Source organism: Legionella anisa (genome assembly GCF_001467525.1).
Classification (GTDB): domain Bacteria; phylum Pseudomonadota; class Gammaproteobacteria; order Legionellales; family Legionellaceae; genus Legionella; species Legionella anisa.
Genome location: NZ_LNXS01000029.1, coordinates 366,634 through 382,558 on the forward strand (window position 1 = coordinate 366,634; position 15,925 = coordinate 382,558).

Consider the following 15,925-nt stretch of genomic DNA (forward strand, 5'->3'; position numbering starts at 1 on the left):
ATGACACCCCCCTTGATTCTCATTGATGGCTCATCCTATTTTTTTCGTGCATTTCATGCATTACCGCCTCTGACTAATTCAAAAGGACAACCTACAGGAGCCATCTATGGGGTGGCGAATATGATTAAAAAACTCATTAAAGATTATCAGCCGGAGGAACTGGCTGTAGTCTTTGATGCCAAGGGAAAAACATTCAGGGATGAATGGTATCCAGAGTATAAGGCGCATAGGCCTCCCATGCCCCAAGAACTAAGTACTCAATTTGCGCCCTTAATCCAGCTGCTGAAATCTATGGGACTTCCTATACTGATTATTGAGGGGGTCGAAGCAGACGATGTAATCGGTACCTTGGCAAGGCAGGCTACTGAACAGGGAATCCCTGTAGTGATCTCTACAGGCGATAAAGACATGGCGCAACTCGTCAATGAACATATTACGTTAATCAATACCATGAGTAATACCCTCTTGGATATTGAAGGTGTTAAAGAAAAATTTGGGATAAAACCCTCACAAATGATTGATTATCTTACACTTATTGGCGATAGCGTCGATAATATTCCTGGGGTAACTAAATGTGGACCCAAAACAGCAGTCAAATGGCTTACAGAATATCAAACTCTGGATAATTTGATTCGCCATGCAGATACGATTGGCGGCAAAATTGGCGAGTATTTGCGTGCGAGTATCCCGCAACTGCCATTATCCCAAAAATTGGTAACAATCAAAACCGATGTTGATTTACCCTTAAGCTGGGGCGAATTAAAACCTAATCCCATGAATAAAGAACGACTCATTGAATTAACCCGTGAATTTGAATTCAAAAACTGGCTCAAAGAGCTTTTGGGAGAAGAAGGAAATTCCTCCACAAGTAAATCCGTTATTTCCAGCATTCCTTTTGAATTGATTACAACCAACCAGCAATTAAATCATTTGCTCAATCAACTGGAGCAATGCCAAGTATTCTGCATCGATACAGAAACAACCAGCATCGATATTATGCTCGCAGAACTTGTTGGGATTTCCTTGGCAATTGAAGAAGGAAAAGCAGTGTACATTCCCTTTACGCATACAGATGGCACTGCGCAATTAATTCGTGAAGAAGTTTTAACTGCTTTAAAACCCATTTTAGAAAATCCTAACATAAAAAAAATCGGTCAAAACCTCAAATACGATTATGCAGTATTGAAAAATTATGACATTAACCTAAAAGGGATAAGTTATGACACCATGTTAGAGTCTTATGTACTTAACAGTGGTGCAGGACGTCATGACATGGATTCATTAGCCTTAAAATATCTGGGACACAAAGCGATTAGTTATGAAGAAGTTGCTGGGAAAGGAGCAAAACAACTGCGCTTTGATCAGATTCCAGTGGAGAAAGCGGCCGTTTATGCTGCGGAAGATGCAGAGATTACCTTGCAACTTCACAATAAGCTTTTTCCTTTAATTCCAGAATCCGTACACAATGTGTTCACCGATATAGAAATGCCATTAGTTACCATTCTTGCAGACATAGAACGACGCGGGGTACTTATCGATTCCGTGACTTTGGAGAAACATGGAAATCGCTTGAAAGAACGAATTAATGCATTGGAGCAAGAAGCATTACAATTGGCTGGCAGGCCCTTTAACCTGAACTCACCCAAACAATTACAAGAAATTCTCTTTGATTCGCACAAACTACCAATAATCGCAAAAACGCCAACGGGACAACCCTCTACAGCAGAATCTGTATTGCAAGAGTTGGCTTATGATTACCGCCTTGCCGCAGTGATCCTTGAATACCGCAGTCTCACTAAACTCGTTTCTACGTATATTGACGCTCTGCCTAAAAAAATTAATCCAAAAACGCTCAGAGTCCATACATCTTATAACCAGGCAGTCACGGCAACCGGTAGACTTTCCTCAAGTGAACCCAATTTGCAAAACATTCCCATACGGAGTGAAGAAGGCCGTTTAATTCGTACCGCATTCATAGCTCCTGAGAACTTTCTTATTCTTGCAGCAGATTACTCCCAAATTGAATTACGGATTATGGCTCATTTGTCCCAAGACGAAAATCTGTTAAAAGCCTTTGCTCTGGGCTGGGATATTCATGCAGCGACAGCCAGCGAAATTTTTCAAACCCCTTTGGATGAAGTAAGCAGCGAACAACGCCGCAGAGCTAAAGCAGTCAATTTTGGCCTGATTTATGGAATGTCTTCTTTTGGCCTGGCAAAACAAATTGGTGTGGAACGTCATGATGCGCAATATTACATCGATACTTATTTCAGGCGTTACCCTAAAGTTTTGGAATACATGAACCGAACCCGTCAACAAGCGCATCAACTCGGTTATGTAGAAACCTTATTTGGTAGACGTTTGTATTTACCTGAAATTAATGCGCGCAATATGGTACGGCAAAAAGCAGCGGAACGAACAGCGATTAACGCGCCTATGCAAGGCACTGCAGCAGACATTATTAAAAAAGCCATGATAGCCATTGCCAAATGGCAAAATGAACAAAAAAATCCACCGGCAAAAATGATCATGCAAGTTCATGATGAATTGGTTTTTGAAGTATATGATAAAGAAGTTGAATCAAGCAAAAAGATAATTCGTGAATTAATGGAACACACGGTACAAATCTCCGTCCCTCTTGTAGTCTCTATTGGTACTGGCGCCAATTGGGATGCAGCCCATTAAACACACAGACACAGATGGTAATACTCCTACCGAACCGCCCTATGCTCCGTATGGTAGCCTAGGTGCAGCGCAGCGGAACCCGGGTTTCGCTGCGCTGCACCCAGGCTACCATGCTTTGAAAAGAGCAAATAAAACATGTAATCTCTCATTTTATGCATGATGCGTTGCCCAATAAATATTCAATGCATCACCATATTCAAGGGGTTTAACGATTTGTCCTCTCACATTGAGATCTTTGATTGCCAGCTTATCCTCTTTTGTATAAGCATTGGTCAAAATGAATACCTCAGTAAATGCCAATGATGGATCTTTACGAATAATTTTCAGCAAATCAATCCCATTTACTTTGGGAACATTAATATCAAGGAGAATTACTTTTGGAAGAATTTTATCTTGCCCTTCCCGTCCATACAGTTTATTTAAGGCTTCTTCACCATTTGAAGCAACCTCAATAGCACATGACTCTTTAACTTTTTTAAATATTCGCTTCACGCCCTCAACATCAACAATATCATCTTCAATATACAATATATCAACGATGTTTTCGTGGGATCCCATAGTCATTCTCCTACCGCGTTCATCTGCTTTTAAATGGAACTTAAAAACTCACGGCAATCAGGAAGTAGTTTATCTAAAAAGACTTGCATTCATTACATTGAATTCATATGTTAATTATAGTATCAATAAAAGTCATTTTGTGAAAATTTTAAATTTATTGCCTATAATCTATATTAAATTGGTTGAAGGAATAAAAAATGTATGAATTAGATAATTCCGTTAATTTTATGCTTGTGGATGACGATGAAATTGATATCAAAGACATACAAAGAACGTTTAAAAAAAATAAAATCAATAATCCACTGCATATAGCAACAAATGGGGTAGATGCATTAAATAAATTATTGGGTATCAATGGAGAAAAAAAATTAAAGCCAACGCCCAAAATAATTATTCTGGATATTAATATGCCTAAAATGAATGGCATAGAATTCATGAAAAATATCCGCACAAATAAAAAATTAAAATCACTACTGGTTTTTATTCTTACTACTTCAAATAGTGAAAAAGATAAAATAGATGCATATAATTTGAATGCTGCTGGTTATATTGTAAAGCCATTTCAAGTTTCAGAATTTATGGAAATGATTTCATCATTGCATCACTATTGGAATCTACTTGAGTTTCCTAGCAAAAATACGAGTTAATGCGCTCACAATTTCTTATTGATGTTCAATTAATTGAACGCGTTCTTTTTTTGATTTGCTTAGGCCAAGTAAAAGACATCGTAGTACCATGTCCTACCTGAGACTGAACCATCACTTTTCCGCCCTGAGATTCGACAATTTTTTTAACAATACTCAAGCCGATACCCGTAGACTCCAACTCATCCCTTGCTTTGAGCGTCTGAAAAACTACGAAAATCTTATTAAAAAATTCAGGTGCAATCCCTGGGCCATCATCTTTAATAGTAAACAAGTAAAATGCACCCAATGTATCCACTTCGATTGTGATCGTCCCCTTTTTTCGATGATGATGTTTAAAACTATTACCAAGTATATTAGAGAATACTTGCATCAATGGAATTTTGGGAGTTTTAAAAATCGGGAGGCGTTTAGGATAATGCACTTCAAATCGCCCCTCCGAATTAAGATTTTCAATGATATCTTTCAGAATTTCTTTGGTATTCACACGCTCGACATTCAAATCCAAACGACCCGCTCGTGAATATTGTAATATTCCATCAATTAAATTCGCTAAGCGTAAAGTACGTTGACGTAATAAGGCCAAATGCTCTTTTGATTTATCATCCAATTTATCGGCATTATCCTCTTCCAGCCAGGTAGCTAATCGTTCAATAGCCCGTAAAGGAGCTTTTAAATCATGTGATGCGATGTAAGCAAATTGCTCTAACTCCTCATTCGTCTTAAGCAGTTGGTTTTCGATTCGCTTCGCTTCTGTAATATCTTTAGAAATCATAACGTAGCCAACAGGATTACCCCTATCATCCCGACGTACTGTCAGGGTGACTGCAGCAATAAAATGCGAGCGATCTTTACGAACACGTTCGAACACTTCTTCCGCATTTCCCTTTTCTAATGCTCTGTTCATAAACTCCTGAGCAGCTCCAGATTTATTGTCTTCACGTGTATGGAGTACAAAAATATTTTTTTTATTCACCATCTCAGGGGCAGTATATCCATAATTACGGGAAGCACCTTCATTCCATAAGATTATTTTTCCCTGTAAGTCCATTCCTACGATAGAATATTCGACAGAGCTGTCCAGAATGTTTTGCAGCATACTTTTTGTATAAAATGTTTCTTCTGTTTTAATAGTCTGTACCTCTTGGTCGAATAAACTCTTTTTTGTTCGAGTTTTTCTCTGGTTTTTTTTAGCCTCTTTTAATGGTTGCTCAAAGGAACCAAGACTCTCTGTTTTTTCATCAATTTTTTTATTTTTACGTACTCTTTTGTGATCGGAGAGACTCTGTGTCCGGTCATAGTCCATCATCATAGTTTCCTTAAAAATAGATTATTGATACGTCACAGAAATGGGATAACTTAATTATAGCGCGTGTTTCAGATGCATGCTGATTTTACGTTGATATCAGCTCTGAAATAATAGATTACCAAGCCAGATGATATAGCGTCACCCACTAAGTTCTAGACAAGGCGCAAGAAAAGTGAGGTGAAGGAGTGTACTCAAGTACATGACTGAGCCGAACGAGCTTGCAACGATGTATCGAAGTTAGTGGGTGGTGCTATACAATCAAAGGTGATAGCTGGCTTGTCTTTTAGAACGTGTTATATGTGAAAAAGCGTGTTTTTCAGCCACCGATTCATCAAAATAATACGCCCAGGTTTTTTGAATACATTCTGGACTCACGGTTTTATTCCAAGTATTGTACTCATTCACTAAACGATTATACTGAATCAAAACTTTAGCAAATGCGCCACGCATAAATTCAGAATCTGACCAGGTAATAAGAGGGAGATGAGGATATTTTTGCAGTATGACTGCTGCAAGTTGTGGTCCATGAGTAGAAAATTCGTCAATCAAATTCAACTCACCATCAATGACAACCAAATCCGGCACATGAGTGTCTATAAAAGACAGGGCATCCTGACTATTACTTACAACATCTATTGCTACTGAAGAAATAACTGACTCTAATAGTCGAGACAAGCAAAATGCATTAAAAGCGTTGTCTTCAATAATTAATACACGCATCGCGTCCAGGCTCCCTGTTAGTTCATCATTAAGTATAAAGATCAAACCTTAAGGAAGAATTAAGAAATTATTTTTTGAAAAAATTTATTTTCTATTTATGTGTCGCGAGCCACTATTTATAATTATCTACATCAGTCCTTGGGAGAAAAATGAATGTTTGATGTAAAAACTGAGGTACTTAAAGCTGAAAATCGAATTCGTAGCCATATTCGTGAAACACCTTTGGATTTCTCTATACCGCTAAGCAAACTTACCCATGTAAGCCTGTATTTAAAATGTGAAAACTTACAATACACAGGTTCATTTAAAGTACGAGGAGCACTTAATGCGTTACTCTCTCTAAAAAAAGACCAGAAAAATGGCATTGTAGCAGCATCAACTGGAAATCATGGGGCAGCGATTGCATATGGACTGCATCAATTAAATCTTCCAGGAGTTATTTTTGTACCTGAACATGTGTCTCCTGTAAAAAAGGAAAATATTAGTTTTTATAATGTTCCACTTAGGCTTTATGGAAAGGATTGCGTCGAAACCGAATTACAGGCAATAAACTATGCACAGCAGCACGATATGGTTTACGTGTCGCCCTATAATAATACGCAAGTAATTGCGGGCCAGGGTACCATTGGTATTGAGCTCATGCGCCAACTGGATTCTATAGATGTTATTTTTATCCCTGTAGGCGGGGGAGGATTAATTAGCGGAATTGCAGGGTATATTAAAGCAGTTTCTCCTAAAACAAAAATTATTGGATGTTTACCCGAAAATTCTCCGGTCATGTCAGAGTCGATTAAAGCAGGAAAAATTATTTCCATGGAAACCTTAGCCACTTTATCCGATGCTACAGCAGGAGGAATGGAGCCTGATTCAATAACCTTTGATCTATGTCGCGAGTACGTTGATGATTTTGTTTTAGTCTCTGAAAACGAAATTCGCTCTGCGCTACTTACGGTATTGAAAACCCAGCACCTCTTAGTCGAAGGTGCTGCTGGCGTAGCTTTGGCTGCATTTTTAAAATGCGCTCCATATTATCAAGGCAAAAACGCAGTAGTTGTATTAAGTGGCGCTAATATTAGCCTGCAAACATTAAGAAATGTAATCCAGTAATTAAAATAATCACATTGAAGTCATTATTGAATCCTGCCCGAACGGGCATAGTTGCCCGTTCCTCACTAGGTTCTAACGGCCGCCACCATCTCCACCATACCCCTTTTCATTATTAGTAGAAATCGGGGGTTGATCGACATTACACGAGCTGACAAATACAGTGACTCCTACTAAACAAAAAGCAAGAATAACTCTTTTCAATTGTTTCACGGTTAACATGGGCTTTCCTTATATAATTAACTCCATAATATCTACTTATTTATTTGTTATATTATAATCCGAAATTATCTCTTTGATTACTTTCCAGGACTTTTCAATATCCAATGGATTAGTGCCTGGTAATTTGGCACAAACAATCAGAGCCTTCCATAACGCCCATCCGCGAGCACGTGCCCATGTTGCTGTATCAAGTTGAAGTACTTTACGAAATGTATTGCGACTTTTCTCTTTAAAAAAAGTCCAAGCAATTACCAAGTCACATGCAGGATCCCCAATCGCTAATTGACCAAAATCAATCACGGCACAGAGACGTCCTTCTTTGACTAATAAATTGCCTACAGCAATATCTCCATGAATCCAAACGGGATCACCTTGCCAAGGATCACTTAGCGCCTCAGACCACATTAAAGAAAGAGTCTCGATATCAGTATGTTTACCCAAAATTTTAATTGCTTCGTGTACCTCAGCATTATAAGTTGACAGTGGCCCTCCACGATAGAAACTGTGCTCACCCGCCGCAGGCCCCCCCTCGGCATCAATTTTTTGTAATTCCAACAAAAATTGGGCTAAATCAGTGGCGAATAACTCCATATCCTTAATTCGCTCAATTGATGCGGTTTGTCCCTCAATCCATCGATAAATTGACCAATGCCAAGGATAGTCCGCTGCAGGCTCTCCTTTGGCTAGAGGTGTAGGAATCGGTAAAGACAAATGAGGCGCAAGATACGGTAACCAGAACTGTTCTTTCTCTACCTGCAAGGCATAAAATGGTGCACTTGGAAGCCGAACGGTCATTTCAATGCCTAAATGAAACGTTCTGTTATCCCAACCGCTGGACGCTACAGGTTTAATGGGTAAATCAGACCATTGTGGAAATTGTGAATCAATCAATCTACGTACAAGTGAAACATCGATAGGTACTGTCATAACCCTCCCCGAAATTTTGCTGAGTCGGGCCAATTTTTACCGAACGCACTTTGTGCGTTTTTTTGAGAAAAAAACTTATACCTCAACATCATGTGCTAATAGTCGCCTGTTCGCACGGAAATAAGTGGCAGGAGAGTATTCCAATAAATCAGAAAGTTTTTCCATATAAATACAAGCAAAGCGATCGACTTGATAGGCAAAATAACTTTCCTCCGCTCCAGCGCGAAAAATACGTTCCCATTTTGGATTAAAATAGGTTTGTTGTTCTTTTAACAATTTAGTAAGTTGTGCATCAATCCTACTGATTTGCGCCTGCAATTCTTGTATTTCAAGGCTGTATTGTTTTGAACCTTCATCAATCATTTTTGTGTATAAATTGACGTATTGCTTTTCTAAATCCTTTTTTATTTCCATTGCTTCACTGATTTTTTTCTCTATAGGCATTGCCCGTGCTTGTGCAGCTATTTCTTCGCCGAGCTCTTCAACAACCAAAGCGGTTCGCCAATTGCAATCTTTTTTTAACCTTAAGATATCGCCATAGATGTGATCGCCAATATAAAGAATCTCATCGCCGCGGACATGCAAATCTTCGGTAAATTTTTTGGCATTACCACCTTGGTACACGCCTGGAACTATTGGTCCCATTGTATTCGTCATTGTTCCAATAGCAGGATGTATTGATAAAAAACGCAGATTATCGTAAAAAAAGCGTGGTTTATTGGCGAGTGTAATGACAAATTCAAATAAATTGATCCAGCTTTCACCTCTATTCAAAAAAGGGTTGATTGCATATTCCAATAATAGTTTTGTATAGGAATAATCGGAATTTGTGAGAATAAATATTTTTTTGCCATGGTGAATGAAATGCTTCAAGCCCTCAACCAGTGCACGCTCCTTAATAACATAGGTAGGCAAATTTTTACTAATAATTGTTTTTAAACTGCCGTCAGAATGAACTTTATCCACGCAAAATTGAACGTCTTGTGCGATGGTTTGATAACTGGGTATTTCCTCAGGATACAATGAATCCTTTAAATCAACTAATTGACCATAGAGAACACAGAAAGCAATCGAAAAAGCTGTATCTATAGCCATGTAGTTAGAATCACCCAAATCAACATAAATACTTCGATAAATTTTTTGCTGTTCCGCAAAATCAATCGGTTTTGTGCCATGATAGCTTTGGCGAATTGCACCATAACGACTTAACTTTAAAATATTGCCGTTTTTACTATCAATGACCAAACCACGAATCGCATCGTGATAATTAAAATTCAATTTTTTAATTTGTTCAGGATAATGTTTTACCTCTACCAACTGTTCTTTAACGAGTTGGTAAACCAAAGACTCAAAATTCTCAGAATTATAACGAATCAAGGTATGATCCATGTCCAGACCAATCAACTTGATTTTTTTCATATTCAGAATTCGGTTTACATAAACTTTATGTTCATTCATTAGCCTAAAACCTTTATAAAGTAGCCTGGGTGCAGCGAAGCGTAACCCGGGAATACCGTAGTCGTCTATACGCCGATTAGCCGCGATTTATCTACATTCTATTAATCTATTTCACGCGCTTCACACCATCCTGAGAAGCGAGCAAAATAATATCTGCTGCACGATGCGCAAATATCCCGTTTTCCACAACTCCGGTAATTCGATTAATGCGATCTTCCATATCCATAGGTTCATTGATTGTTAAATTGAACACATCAAGAATAATATTACCATTATCAGTTATGAAACCTTCTCTATATTCAGGGTCACCACCTAATTGAACTAACTTCCGAGCAACCATACTTCGTGCCAGTGGAATCACCTCAACAGCAACTGGAAAATTTCCCAAATGATTTACAAACTTTGAATCATCCACAATACAAATAAATTTTTCTGCTACCTGGGCTACAATTTTTTCGCGGGTATGAGCACCACCGCCTCCCTTAATCATTTCGCCATGCTCAGTCACTTCATCAGCACCATCAATATAAATCGGTAAATCTTGTACTGAGTTTAAATCAATAACAGGAATACCTTCTTGCCGTAATAAAGCTTCTGTCGCTTTGGAACTCGATACGCACGCATCAATTCTATGCTTTATAGTAGCCAGTTCTTTAATAAAAAAATTTACTGTAGATCCAGTACCTACACCAACCACCATATCGTCTTCGATGTATTGCAATGCAGCTTTTGCCGCTTTTATTTTTAATTCACTCATTAAGAAGTACTCCCCTTTCTTTGCCTTACAATTTCATATAAAGAAACGCCGGTGGCAACAGAAACATTTAAACTGGCTACACTGCCTAACATAGGTAAAGAAAATAAACCGTCACAGTGTTCGCGTGTCAATCGACGCAATCCTTCACCTTCTGCTCCCATCACAATTGCGACATTTCCAGCACAATTTGTTTGATATAAGGAGCTGGTTGCCTCGCCAGCCGCACCATAGATCCAGACACCGTGCTCTTTTAAAAGTTCCATGCTACGTACTAAATTAGTTACTCTCGCCAAAGGCACCGACTCCGCTGCGCCACATGCAACCTTGCTTACTACAGGAGTAATGCTGGCACTTTTGTCTTTAGGGATCACCACAAAATCAACACCGGTTGCATCTGCAGTACGCAAGCATGCTCCTAAATTATGTGGGTCAGTGACTCCATCCAGGATGAGAATCAAAGCAGGTTGTTTACTGGACTCCAATAATGCAAGTAAATGAGATTGATTGTAATCGGGTAATGAAGATGCACTTGCTACCACGCCTTGATGCGCAAAATCCGCAAAGCGCTGGTTCATTTTTTGCATACTTAATTTTTCAATATTGATGTGTGCTTGCAGCGCTTTATCAATAATATCTTGCAGCCGTTTGTCCACCCGGTCTTCACTGATATAGAGTTTTTTAGTTACTCGATGCGGGTTAGTTAACAAAGCAGAAACCGCATGTACCCCATAGACATACTGCTCACTCATGACTGACTGCTTCCTCTACTGGCTCAAAATCAATTTTACGCTCATCTAAATCAACCCGGGCTACCAAAACCGTCATTTTGTCTCCCAAATGATACACATGACCACCCCGCGCCCCAGTCAGACGATGTTTTACAGAGTCAAAAGTATAGTAATCATTTTTTAAAGAAGTAACATGGACCAAACCTTCAACATAAATGTCATCCAGTTCAACAAAAATTCCAAAACTGGTCACCGCAGAAATTCGCCCTTTGAAGACCTGCCCTAATTTATCTTGCATGTATTCACATTTTAACCAAGCGATTACTTCGCGTGTCGCCTCATCAGCACGACGCTCAGTCATAGATGAATGTTTCCCCAATCGATTCATATCTTCGTGGGTATAACTAAATTCATAAACGGGTTGATTATCTAATAAATGACCTAGTGCACGATGAATTAACAAATCGGGGTAACGTCTGATAGGCGAAGTAAAATGAGTATAGGCAGAATAGGCAAGGCCAAAATGTCCTTCATTCGCTTCAATATAATGCGCTTGTTTCAGTGAACGGAGCATCACTGTTTCAATAAGATGTCTATCAGGTCGATCTTCGATAGCATTCATAGTACGCTGAAAATCTTTTGGTCCAGGTTTTTTGCCACCACTTAATTGCAATCCTAATTCACCTAAAAACTGTCTTAATGCAGTAATTTTATCCTCTTCGGGAACAGCATGCACACGATAAAGTGTAGGAATCTCAGCCTTTTCCAAAAATCGTGCTGTAGCGACATTCGCAGCCAACATACACTCTTCGATCAATTTATGCGCATCATTACGGATTACCGGAACAATGCATTGAATTTTTTTATTTTCATCAAATTCGATGCGCGTTTCTGTGGTCTCGAAATCCATAGCGCCGCGAAGCTTACGGGTAACCAATAAAATCTGATACAAACTATAAAGAGCTTCCAACGTAGGCCATAAAGAAGCATGTTTTTCGTCTGTAGTACCTTGCTCAAGCCAAGAGCCAACCTGAGTATAGGTCAATCGAGCATGTGAATGAATGACAGCACGATAAAACCGAGAGCGCGATATCTTACCATCATTACTGATAGCCATTTCAGCTACCATACACAGGCGATCCACATGAGGATTTAAAGAACATAAGCCATTGGATAAAGCCTCAGGTAACATGGGGATTACTTTTCCCGGGAAATAAACCGAATTACCACGGCGCGCAGCCTCCTTATCCAGTGCAGAATCCTGCTTCACATAATTACTGACATCCGCAATTGCAACATACAATTGAAAACCGCCATTTGGCTTCTTATAACAATAAACTGCGTCATCAAAATCTTTAGCATCTTCCCCATCAATCGTAACAAAAGGGAGACTACGGAGATCCGTGCGTCCCTTGATTTGGTCTTCAGTAACATGCTGTGGAATCTTTGCAACTTCAATACTCACATCCTCTGGCCATTCGAAGGGAATTCCATGTGCATAAAGTGCAACTTGAATTTCCATGCCTGGAGCCATATGTTCGCCTAAAACATGAATCACCTTACCAATAGCTTGTGTTCGTTTACTGGGAAAAGTAATTAATTCGACCAAAACAATTTGACCGTTCTTAGCTCCATTGATCATTTCTTGGGGAATAGAGATATCTTGGGTTAAATGTTTGCTATCAGGCAATACAAAACTAACCCCATGATCAGTAAAAAATCGTCCTACAACAGTGGCATTGGCATGCTCAATAACTTCATGGATTTTTGCCTCGGGTCTTCCTCGCCGATCCACACCTATCTGATAGGCAAGAACAAGGTCTCCATGCATCACTGCCCGCATTTCTTTAGCGGACAAAAACATATCTTCTGAACCATCATCAGGAATAAAAAAACCAAAACCATCAGGATGTGCTTGAACAGTACCGCGTGATAGATTAATTCTTTGCATAAGACAAAATCGGCCGCGCCGATCTTGCATGATCTGTCCGTCACGCAGCATGGCCTTCAGCCTAAACCCCATAGATTCTTGCTTGCGTTCATCACTTATATGGAGTTTATCGAATAATTGGTTACGCGACATGGGCTTGCCGTATTCGTTAAGAATTTCTATAACGAATTCGCGACTTGGGACAGGATCGGTATATTTTTCACTTTCCCGTTCATAATAGGGATCTTTTGGTTTTTTGCTCACCGCTTTTCCTGTTTGTATTGTGTTGTCATCATATGTAAGGTATACATCATTTGCTCAGTTCTACCACTTATCAATGAAAGTAGCAAGATAAGTGGTCAACCACCAGCAACTCTCCCTAAGAAAAGCGTCAGCAAAATCCCTCTTCCTAGAGGGCTTTCACAAACCTTTAGCCGTTATTACCGGGTGTGTATCTCTTTAATATATCTTCTTGAATCTCTTTTGCAGAGAGATTTGTTTGCAGCAACGAACCAATCAATACCTGCCGTTTCATCTCTTCACTCATTGATGGGTCACGAGATAATACAGAATAAACGTTATGCACAAACTGGATTCGTTTTTCCTTATCCTCTTTTTTGTCTTGTTTTTGATCAAATAACTTCATATACATCCTACATCCTCCTCAATTGATAACCGGAATTACTGTCAACTGCTTACTTATGATTTCTTAGGTACAGGAATCACAAACCCTCGTGCGCCTACCGCGGCAGTCAATGCAGATAAAGACATATCTTCTGCTGCCCAGAACGTACTGCTTTTACCTTGAGCAGGAATTTTCACCCCTTTCCATTTACAGACAGCAATGAGGCCTTCACAAGGTGCCTGTTGTTCGTGGCCAGGCTTGGACTCAATACAATTTAAAACAAACGGGCCTTTATGCAGAGCCAATGCAGACCAATTTCCACCTTGTAATCGTGTTGTCCAACCCGCACTGGCACTGGGATTAGTAACCGGATGCGTAATCCATACATCTGCAGAAGCGATATTATGAATAAATACCAAACTGCTTTTTTTAGCGCGTAATGTCACTGATTCACCCTGAACAGCAACAGCCTGACATCCAACAGGCAGAGTCGATTCTGCAGCTGCAACATAAAAAGATAACAGTAAAAAACAAAAAAAAGCGAAAACTCTCATTACTTTCTCCCAAATAAGAAACATCACGAAACATCAGCAAGGTTAAAATTATATAATTAGCCTATGTTGCTTGTCAGCCTTACTTGCTAAAATCACTCTAATTTACACTGACCAATTCAATGAATATGCATATCTGGGTAGATGCCGATGCGTGCCCCAAAATAATTAAGGAGGTCTTATTTCGTGCTGCAGTGCGTACGAAAACGTCACTGACCTTAGTGGCAAATTCCTTTCTTACTTATCCAAATTCACCTTTTATCCGCTTTGTACAAGTCGTTAAAGGCTTTGACAGTGCAGATCATTATATTATTACCCATTTAAAACCCTTTGATTTGGTCATTACCGCCGATATCCCCTTGGCAGCAGAAGTTATTGCCCAAAAAGGATTGGTAATTAATCCTCGTGGAGAGGAGTATACTGAGAACAACATCAAACAACGTTTAAATTTAAGAGATATGAATGAACAGTTACGGGCAACTGGACAACATTCAGGCGGCCCTGCGGCATTAAGCATCAAGGAAAAAACCGCTTTTGCCAATGCGTTAGACAGATGCTTGGCAAAGAAAGGACAAAAATAACCGCTTGTGTTCAACAACTTATCCGAAGAATTTAGGAATCGATCTCTGGCCTGAATCTGCTCGCACAGACAATCCTTGAGATAAACAAAAACGATAACCACTCTGCCTAAGTGCCGCGCTTTATGCGCGGTATCCAGAAGATCTTAAACTGCTTTCAGATTTATCGTACTTCCTATGGATACCGTGCATAAAGTGCGGTACGTAGGATAAAAAATTTATGTTGACTCTGAGGCATATGCCGCAGGATGTAAGTACGTAGTTATTGAGAAGTCACTAAATTTGACAAATAATTACTCACAACCTAGATTTTAAATATGCTCGAAAAGGATGGTAAAACTGCATGAAGCTGCTTCGACATATCCTGTTTCTTATTGTTCTTTTACTGGGAAATTCTCTCGCTTACAGCGACAGCATTGTAGTAGGAGTCGCGAAATCTGCACCTCCTTTTTCTGCTGTAGATGGTAACAATCATTATTTTGGTTTTTGTGTCGAGCTGATGAATGAAATATGTAACCGTCTCCATGCAACATGCGAATACAAACCGATCACCATGAAAAATCAAATGGATGAACTGAACTCGGGAAACATTGATCTTACTTTTCCACCAGGCCCAATACCTACAACCGCATCACAAAACTACATTTACAGTTTACCCTTTATGACAAGCGACGGTCAATTCCTGACCAATTCTTCAAATATAAAAACAATTGCTGACATTAAAAACAAAAGAATAGGAGTCGTAAAAGCAACCCACCTTGAAGATGTTCTTTTGCGCTATACAAGCGAAGATAATATAAAAGAATACCCCAAAATTTCTTTAATGATCATGGCATTACTTAACGACGATGTCGATGTAATCCTAATGAACATCGATATGTATAAGTACCTTACAATCAATAAAGTAATGAACTTTCAAACTGTAGGACAGCCTATTGTTCTGGGAAATGGATATGGAATCGTAACACTTCCCAAAAATGCCGATCTCATTAACCGTATAAATAAAATCTTGTTACAAATGGAAAATGATGGAACTTATACAACCATTTATAATAAGTACTTTGGCTCCTAATTTGTAGCCCTATGCAGTATGGGTTAAACTGGTATTCATTTTCAAATGATACAGGAT

16 protein-coding genes are annotated in these 15,925 nt (G+C 39.1%); 5 read left to right on the forward strand and 11 right to left on the reverse strand.

Translation table 11 applies throughout. The features are described 5' to 3' along the window. Positions 1-2,685, forward strand: a complete 2,685-nt coding sequence (polA, locus tag Lani_RS10780; RefSeq protein WP_019232564.1) for a DNA polymerase I — start codon at positions 1-3, stop codon at positions 2,683-2,685. A gap of 150 nt (positions 2,686-2,835) precedes the next feature. Here polA and Lani_RS10785 read toward each other — a convergent pair whose 3' ends face one another. After that, positions 2,836-3,243, reverse strand: coding sequence for a response regulator (locus Lani_RS10785; protein ID WP_019232566.1), 408 nt, complete (start codon positions 3,241-3,243; stop codon positions 2,836-2,838). A 197-nt stretch (positions 3,244-3,440) separates the two neighbouring features. On the opposite strand from Lani_RS10785, the gene Lani_RS10790 reads away from it, so the two are divergent. Continuing rightward, positions 3,441-3,890 carry a response regulator gene (locus Lani_RS10790; protein ID WP_058388548.1) on the forward strand — a complete coding sequence of 150 codons (450 nt, stop codon included), beginning with the start codon at positions 3,441-3,443 and terminating at the stop codon, positions 3,888-3,890. 25 nt (positions 3,891-3,915) lie between these two features. Here Lani_RS10790 and Lani_RS10795 read toward each other — a convergent pair whose 3' ends face one another. Both Lani_RS10795 and Lani_RS10800 read right to left on the reverse strand, forming a co-directional pair. After that, positions 3,916-5,196, reverse strand: a complete 1,281-nt coding sequence (locus tag Lani_RS10795; RefSeq protein WP_019232569.1) for a sensor histidine kinase — start codon at positions 5,194-5,196, stop codon at positions 3,916-3,918. 258 nt (positions 5,197-5,454) lie between these two features. Then, a complete protein-coding gene (locus Lani_RS10800; protein ID WP_019232570.1) occupies positions 5,455-5,916 on the reverse strand; it encodes a response regulator in 462 nt (153 codons plus the stop codon). Between the two features lie 153 nt (positions 5,917-6,069). Between Lani_RS10800 and Lani_RS10805 the strand changes: the two genes are divergently transcribed. Next, positions 6,070-7,023 (forward strand): threonine/serine dehydratase, encoded by a 954-nt coding sequence (locus tag Lani_RS10805; RefSeq protein ID WP_019232571.1) that lies wholly within the window; start codon positions 6,070-6,072, stop codon positions 7,021-7,023. A gap of 72 nt (positions 7,024-7,095) precedes the next feature. On the opposite strand, the gene Lani_RS20470 is transcribed toward Lani_RS10805, so the two are convergent. From Lani_RS20470 to Lani_RS10840, 8 genes are all read right to left on the reverse strand, one after another. Then, positions 7,096-7,242: a hypothetical protein gene (locus tag Lani_RS20470; RefSeq protein WP_019232572.1), complete on the reverse strand. Its 147-nt coding sequence runs from the start codon at positions 7,240-7,242 to the stop codon at positions 7,096-7,098. A gap of 36 nt (positions 7,243-7,278) precedes the next feature. Next, positions 7,279-8,169: an aminoglycoside phosphotransferase family protein gene (locus Lani_RS10810; RefSeq protein ID WP_019232573.1), complete on the reverse strand. Its 891-nt coding sequence runs from the start codon at positions 8,167-8,169 to the stop codon at positions 7,279-7,281. Positions 8,170-8,244: 75 nt separating this feature from the next. Beyond that, entirely contained in the window at positions 8,245-9,627 is a 1,383-nt protein-coding gene (locus Lani_RS10815) for an HAD-IG family 5'-nucleotidase (RefSeq protein ID WP_019232574.1), read from the reverse strand. 106 nt (positions 9,628-9,733) lie between these two features. Beyond that, a complete protein-coding gene (gene rpiA, locus Lani_RS10820; protein ID WP_019232575.1) occupies positions 9,734-10,384 on the reverse strand; it encodes a ribose-5-phosphate isomerase RpiA in 651 nt (216 codons plus the stop codon). Beyond that, complete coding sequence (gene rlmB / locus Lani_RS10825; protein WP_019232576.1) at positions 10,384-11,133, reverse strand: 23S rRNA (guanosine(2251)-2'-O)-methyltransferase RlmB; 750 nt, start codon at positions 11,131-11,133, stop codon at positions 10,384-10,386. The genes rpiA and rlmB overlap by 1 nt, the downstream gene beginning before the upstream one ends. After that, positions 11,126-13,306 carry a ribonuclease R gene (gene rnr, locus Lani_RS10830; RefSeq protein WP_019232577.1) on the reverse strand — a complete coding sequence of 727 codons (2,181 nt, stop codon included), beginning with the start codon at positions 13,304-13,306 and terminating at the stop codon, positions 11,126-11,128. The genes rlmB and rnr overlap by 8 nt, the downstream gene beginning before the upstream one ends. A gap of 166 nt (positions 13,307-13,472) precedes the next feature. Next, on the reverse strand, positions 13,473-13,694 hold the full coding sequence (locus tag Lani_RS10835) for a hypothetical protein (protein WP_019232578.1): 222 nt from the start codon (positions 13,692-13,694) through the stop codon (positions 13,473-13,475). Positions 13,695-13,741: 47 nt separating this feature from the next. Then, positions 13,742-14,221 carry a hypothetical protein gene (locus tag Lani_RS10840; RefSeq protein WP_019232579.1) on the reverse strand — a complete coding sequence of 160 codons (480 nt, stop codon included), beginning with the start codon at positions 14,219-14,221 and terminating at the stop codon, positions 13,742-13,744. A gap of 125 nt (positions 14,222-14,346) precedes the next feature. Here Lani_RS10840 and Lani_RS10845 point away from each other — a divergent pair, with 125 nt between their 5' ends. Together Lani_RS10845 and Lani_RS10850 are read left to right on the forward strand one after the other, a co-directional pair. After that, positions 14,347-14,799, forward strand: coding sequence for a YaiI/YqxD family protein (locus Lani_RS10845; protein WP_019232580.1), 453 nt, complete (start codon positions 14,347-14,349; stop codon positions 14,797-14,799). A gap of 340 nt (positions 14,800-15,139) precedes the next feature. After that, positions 15,140-15,868, forward strand: a complete 729-nt coding sequence (locus Lani_RS10850) for a transporter substrate-binding domain-containing protein (RefSeq protein WP_019232581.1) — start codon at positions 15,140-15,142, stop codon at positions 15,866-15,868. Positions 15,869-15,925: the final 57 nt, after the last annotated feature.

Bases quoted from the DNA above. Each gene is read 5' to 3' on its own strand.
- polA (WP_019232564.1), top strand. From the start codon at position 1: ATGACACCCCCCTTGATTCTCATTGATGGCTCATCCTATTTTTTTCGT.
- Lani_RS10785 (WP_019232566.1), bottom strand. From the start codon at position 3,243: ATGGGATCCCACGAAAACATCGTTGATATATTGTATATTGAAGATGAT.
- Lani_RS10790 (WP_058388548.1), top strand. From the start codon at position 3,441: ATGTATGAATTAGATAATTCCGTTAATTTTATGCTTGTGGATGACGAT.
- Lani_RS10795 (WP_019232569.1), bottom strand. From the start codon at position 5,196: ATGATGGACTATGACCGGACACAGAGTCTCTCCGATCACAAAAGAGTA.
- Lani_RS10800 (WP_019232570.1), bottom strand. From the start codon at position 5,916: ATGCGTGTATTAATTATTGAAGACAACGCTTTTAATGCATTTTGCTTG.
- Lani_RS10805 (WP_019232571.1), top strand. From the start codon at position 6,070: ATGTTTGATGTAAAAACTGAGGTACTTAAAGCTGAAAATCGAATTCGT.
- Lani_RS20470 (WP_019232572.1), bottom strand. From the start codon at position 7,242: ATGTTAACCGTGAAACAATTGAAAAGAGTTATTCTTGCTTTTTGTTTA.
- Lani_RS10810 (WP_019232573.1), bottom strand. From the start codon at position 8,169: ATGACAGTACCTATCGATGTTTCACTTGTACGTAGATTGATTGATTCA.
- Lani_RS10815 (WP_019232574.1), bottom strand. From the start codon at position 9,627: ATGAATGAACATAAAGTTTATGTAAACCGAATTCTGAATATGAAAAAA.
- rpiA (WP_019232575.1), bottom strand. From the start codon at position 10,384: ATGAGTGAATTAAAAATAAAAGCGGCAAAAGCTGCATTGCAATACATC.
- rlmB (WP_019232576.1), bottom strand. From the start codon at position 11,133: ATGAGTGAGCAGTATGTCTATGGGGTACATGCGGTTTCTGCTTTGTTA.
- Lani_RS10835 (WP_019232578.1), bottom strand. From the start codon at position 13,694: ATGTATATGAAGTTATTTGATCAAAAACAAGACAAAAAAGAGGATAAG.
- Lani_RS10840 (WP_019232579.1), bottom strand. From the start codon at position 14,221: ATGAGAGTTTTCGCTTTTTTTTGTTTTTTACTGTTATCTTTTTATGTT.
- Lani_RS10845 (WP_019232580.1), top strand. From the start codon at position 14,347: ATGCATATCTGGGTAGATGCCGATGCGTGCCCCAAAATAATTAAGGAG.
- Lani_RS10850 (WP_019232581.1), top strand. From the start codon at position 15,140: ATGAAGCTGCTTCGACATATCCTGTTTCTTATTGTTCTTTTACTGGGA.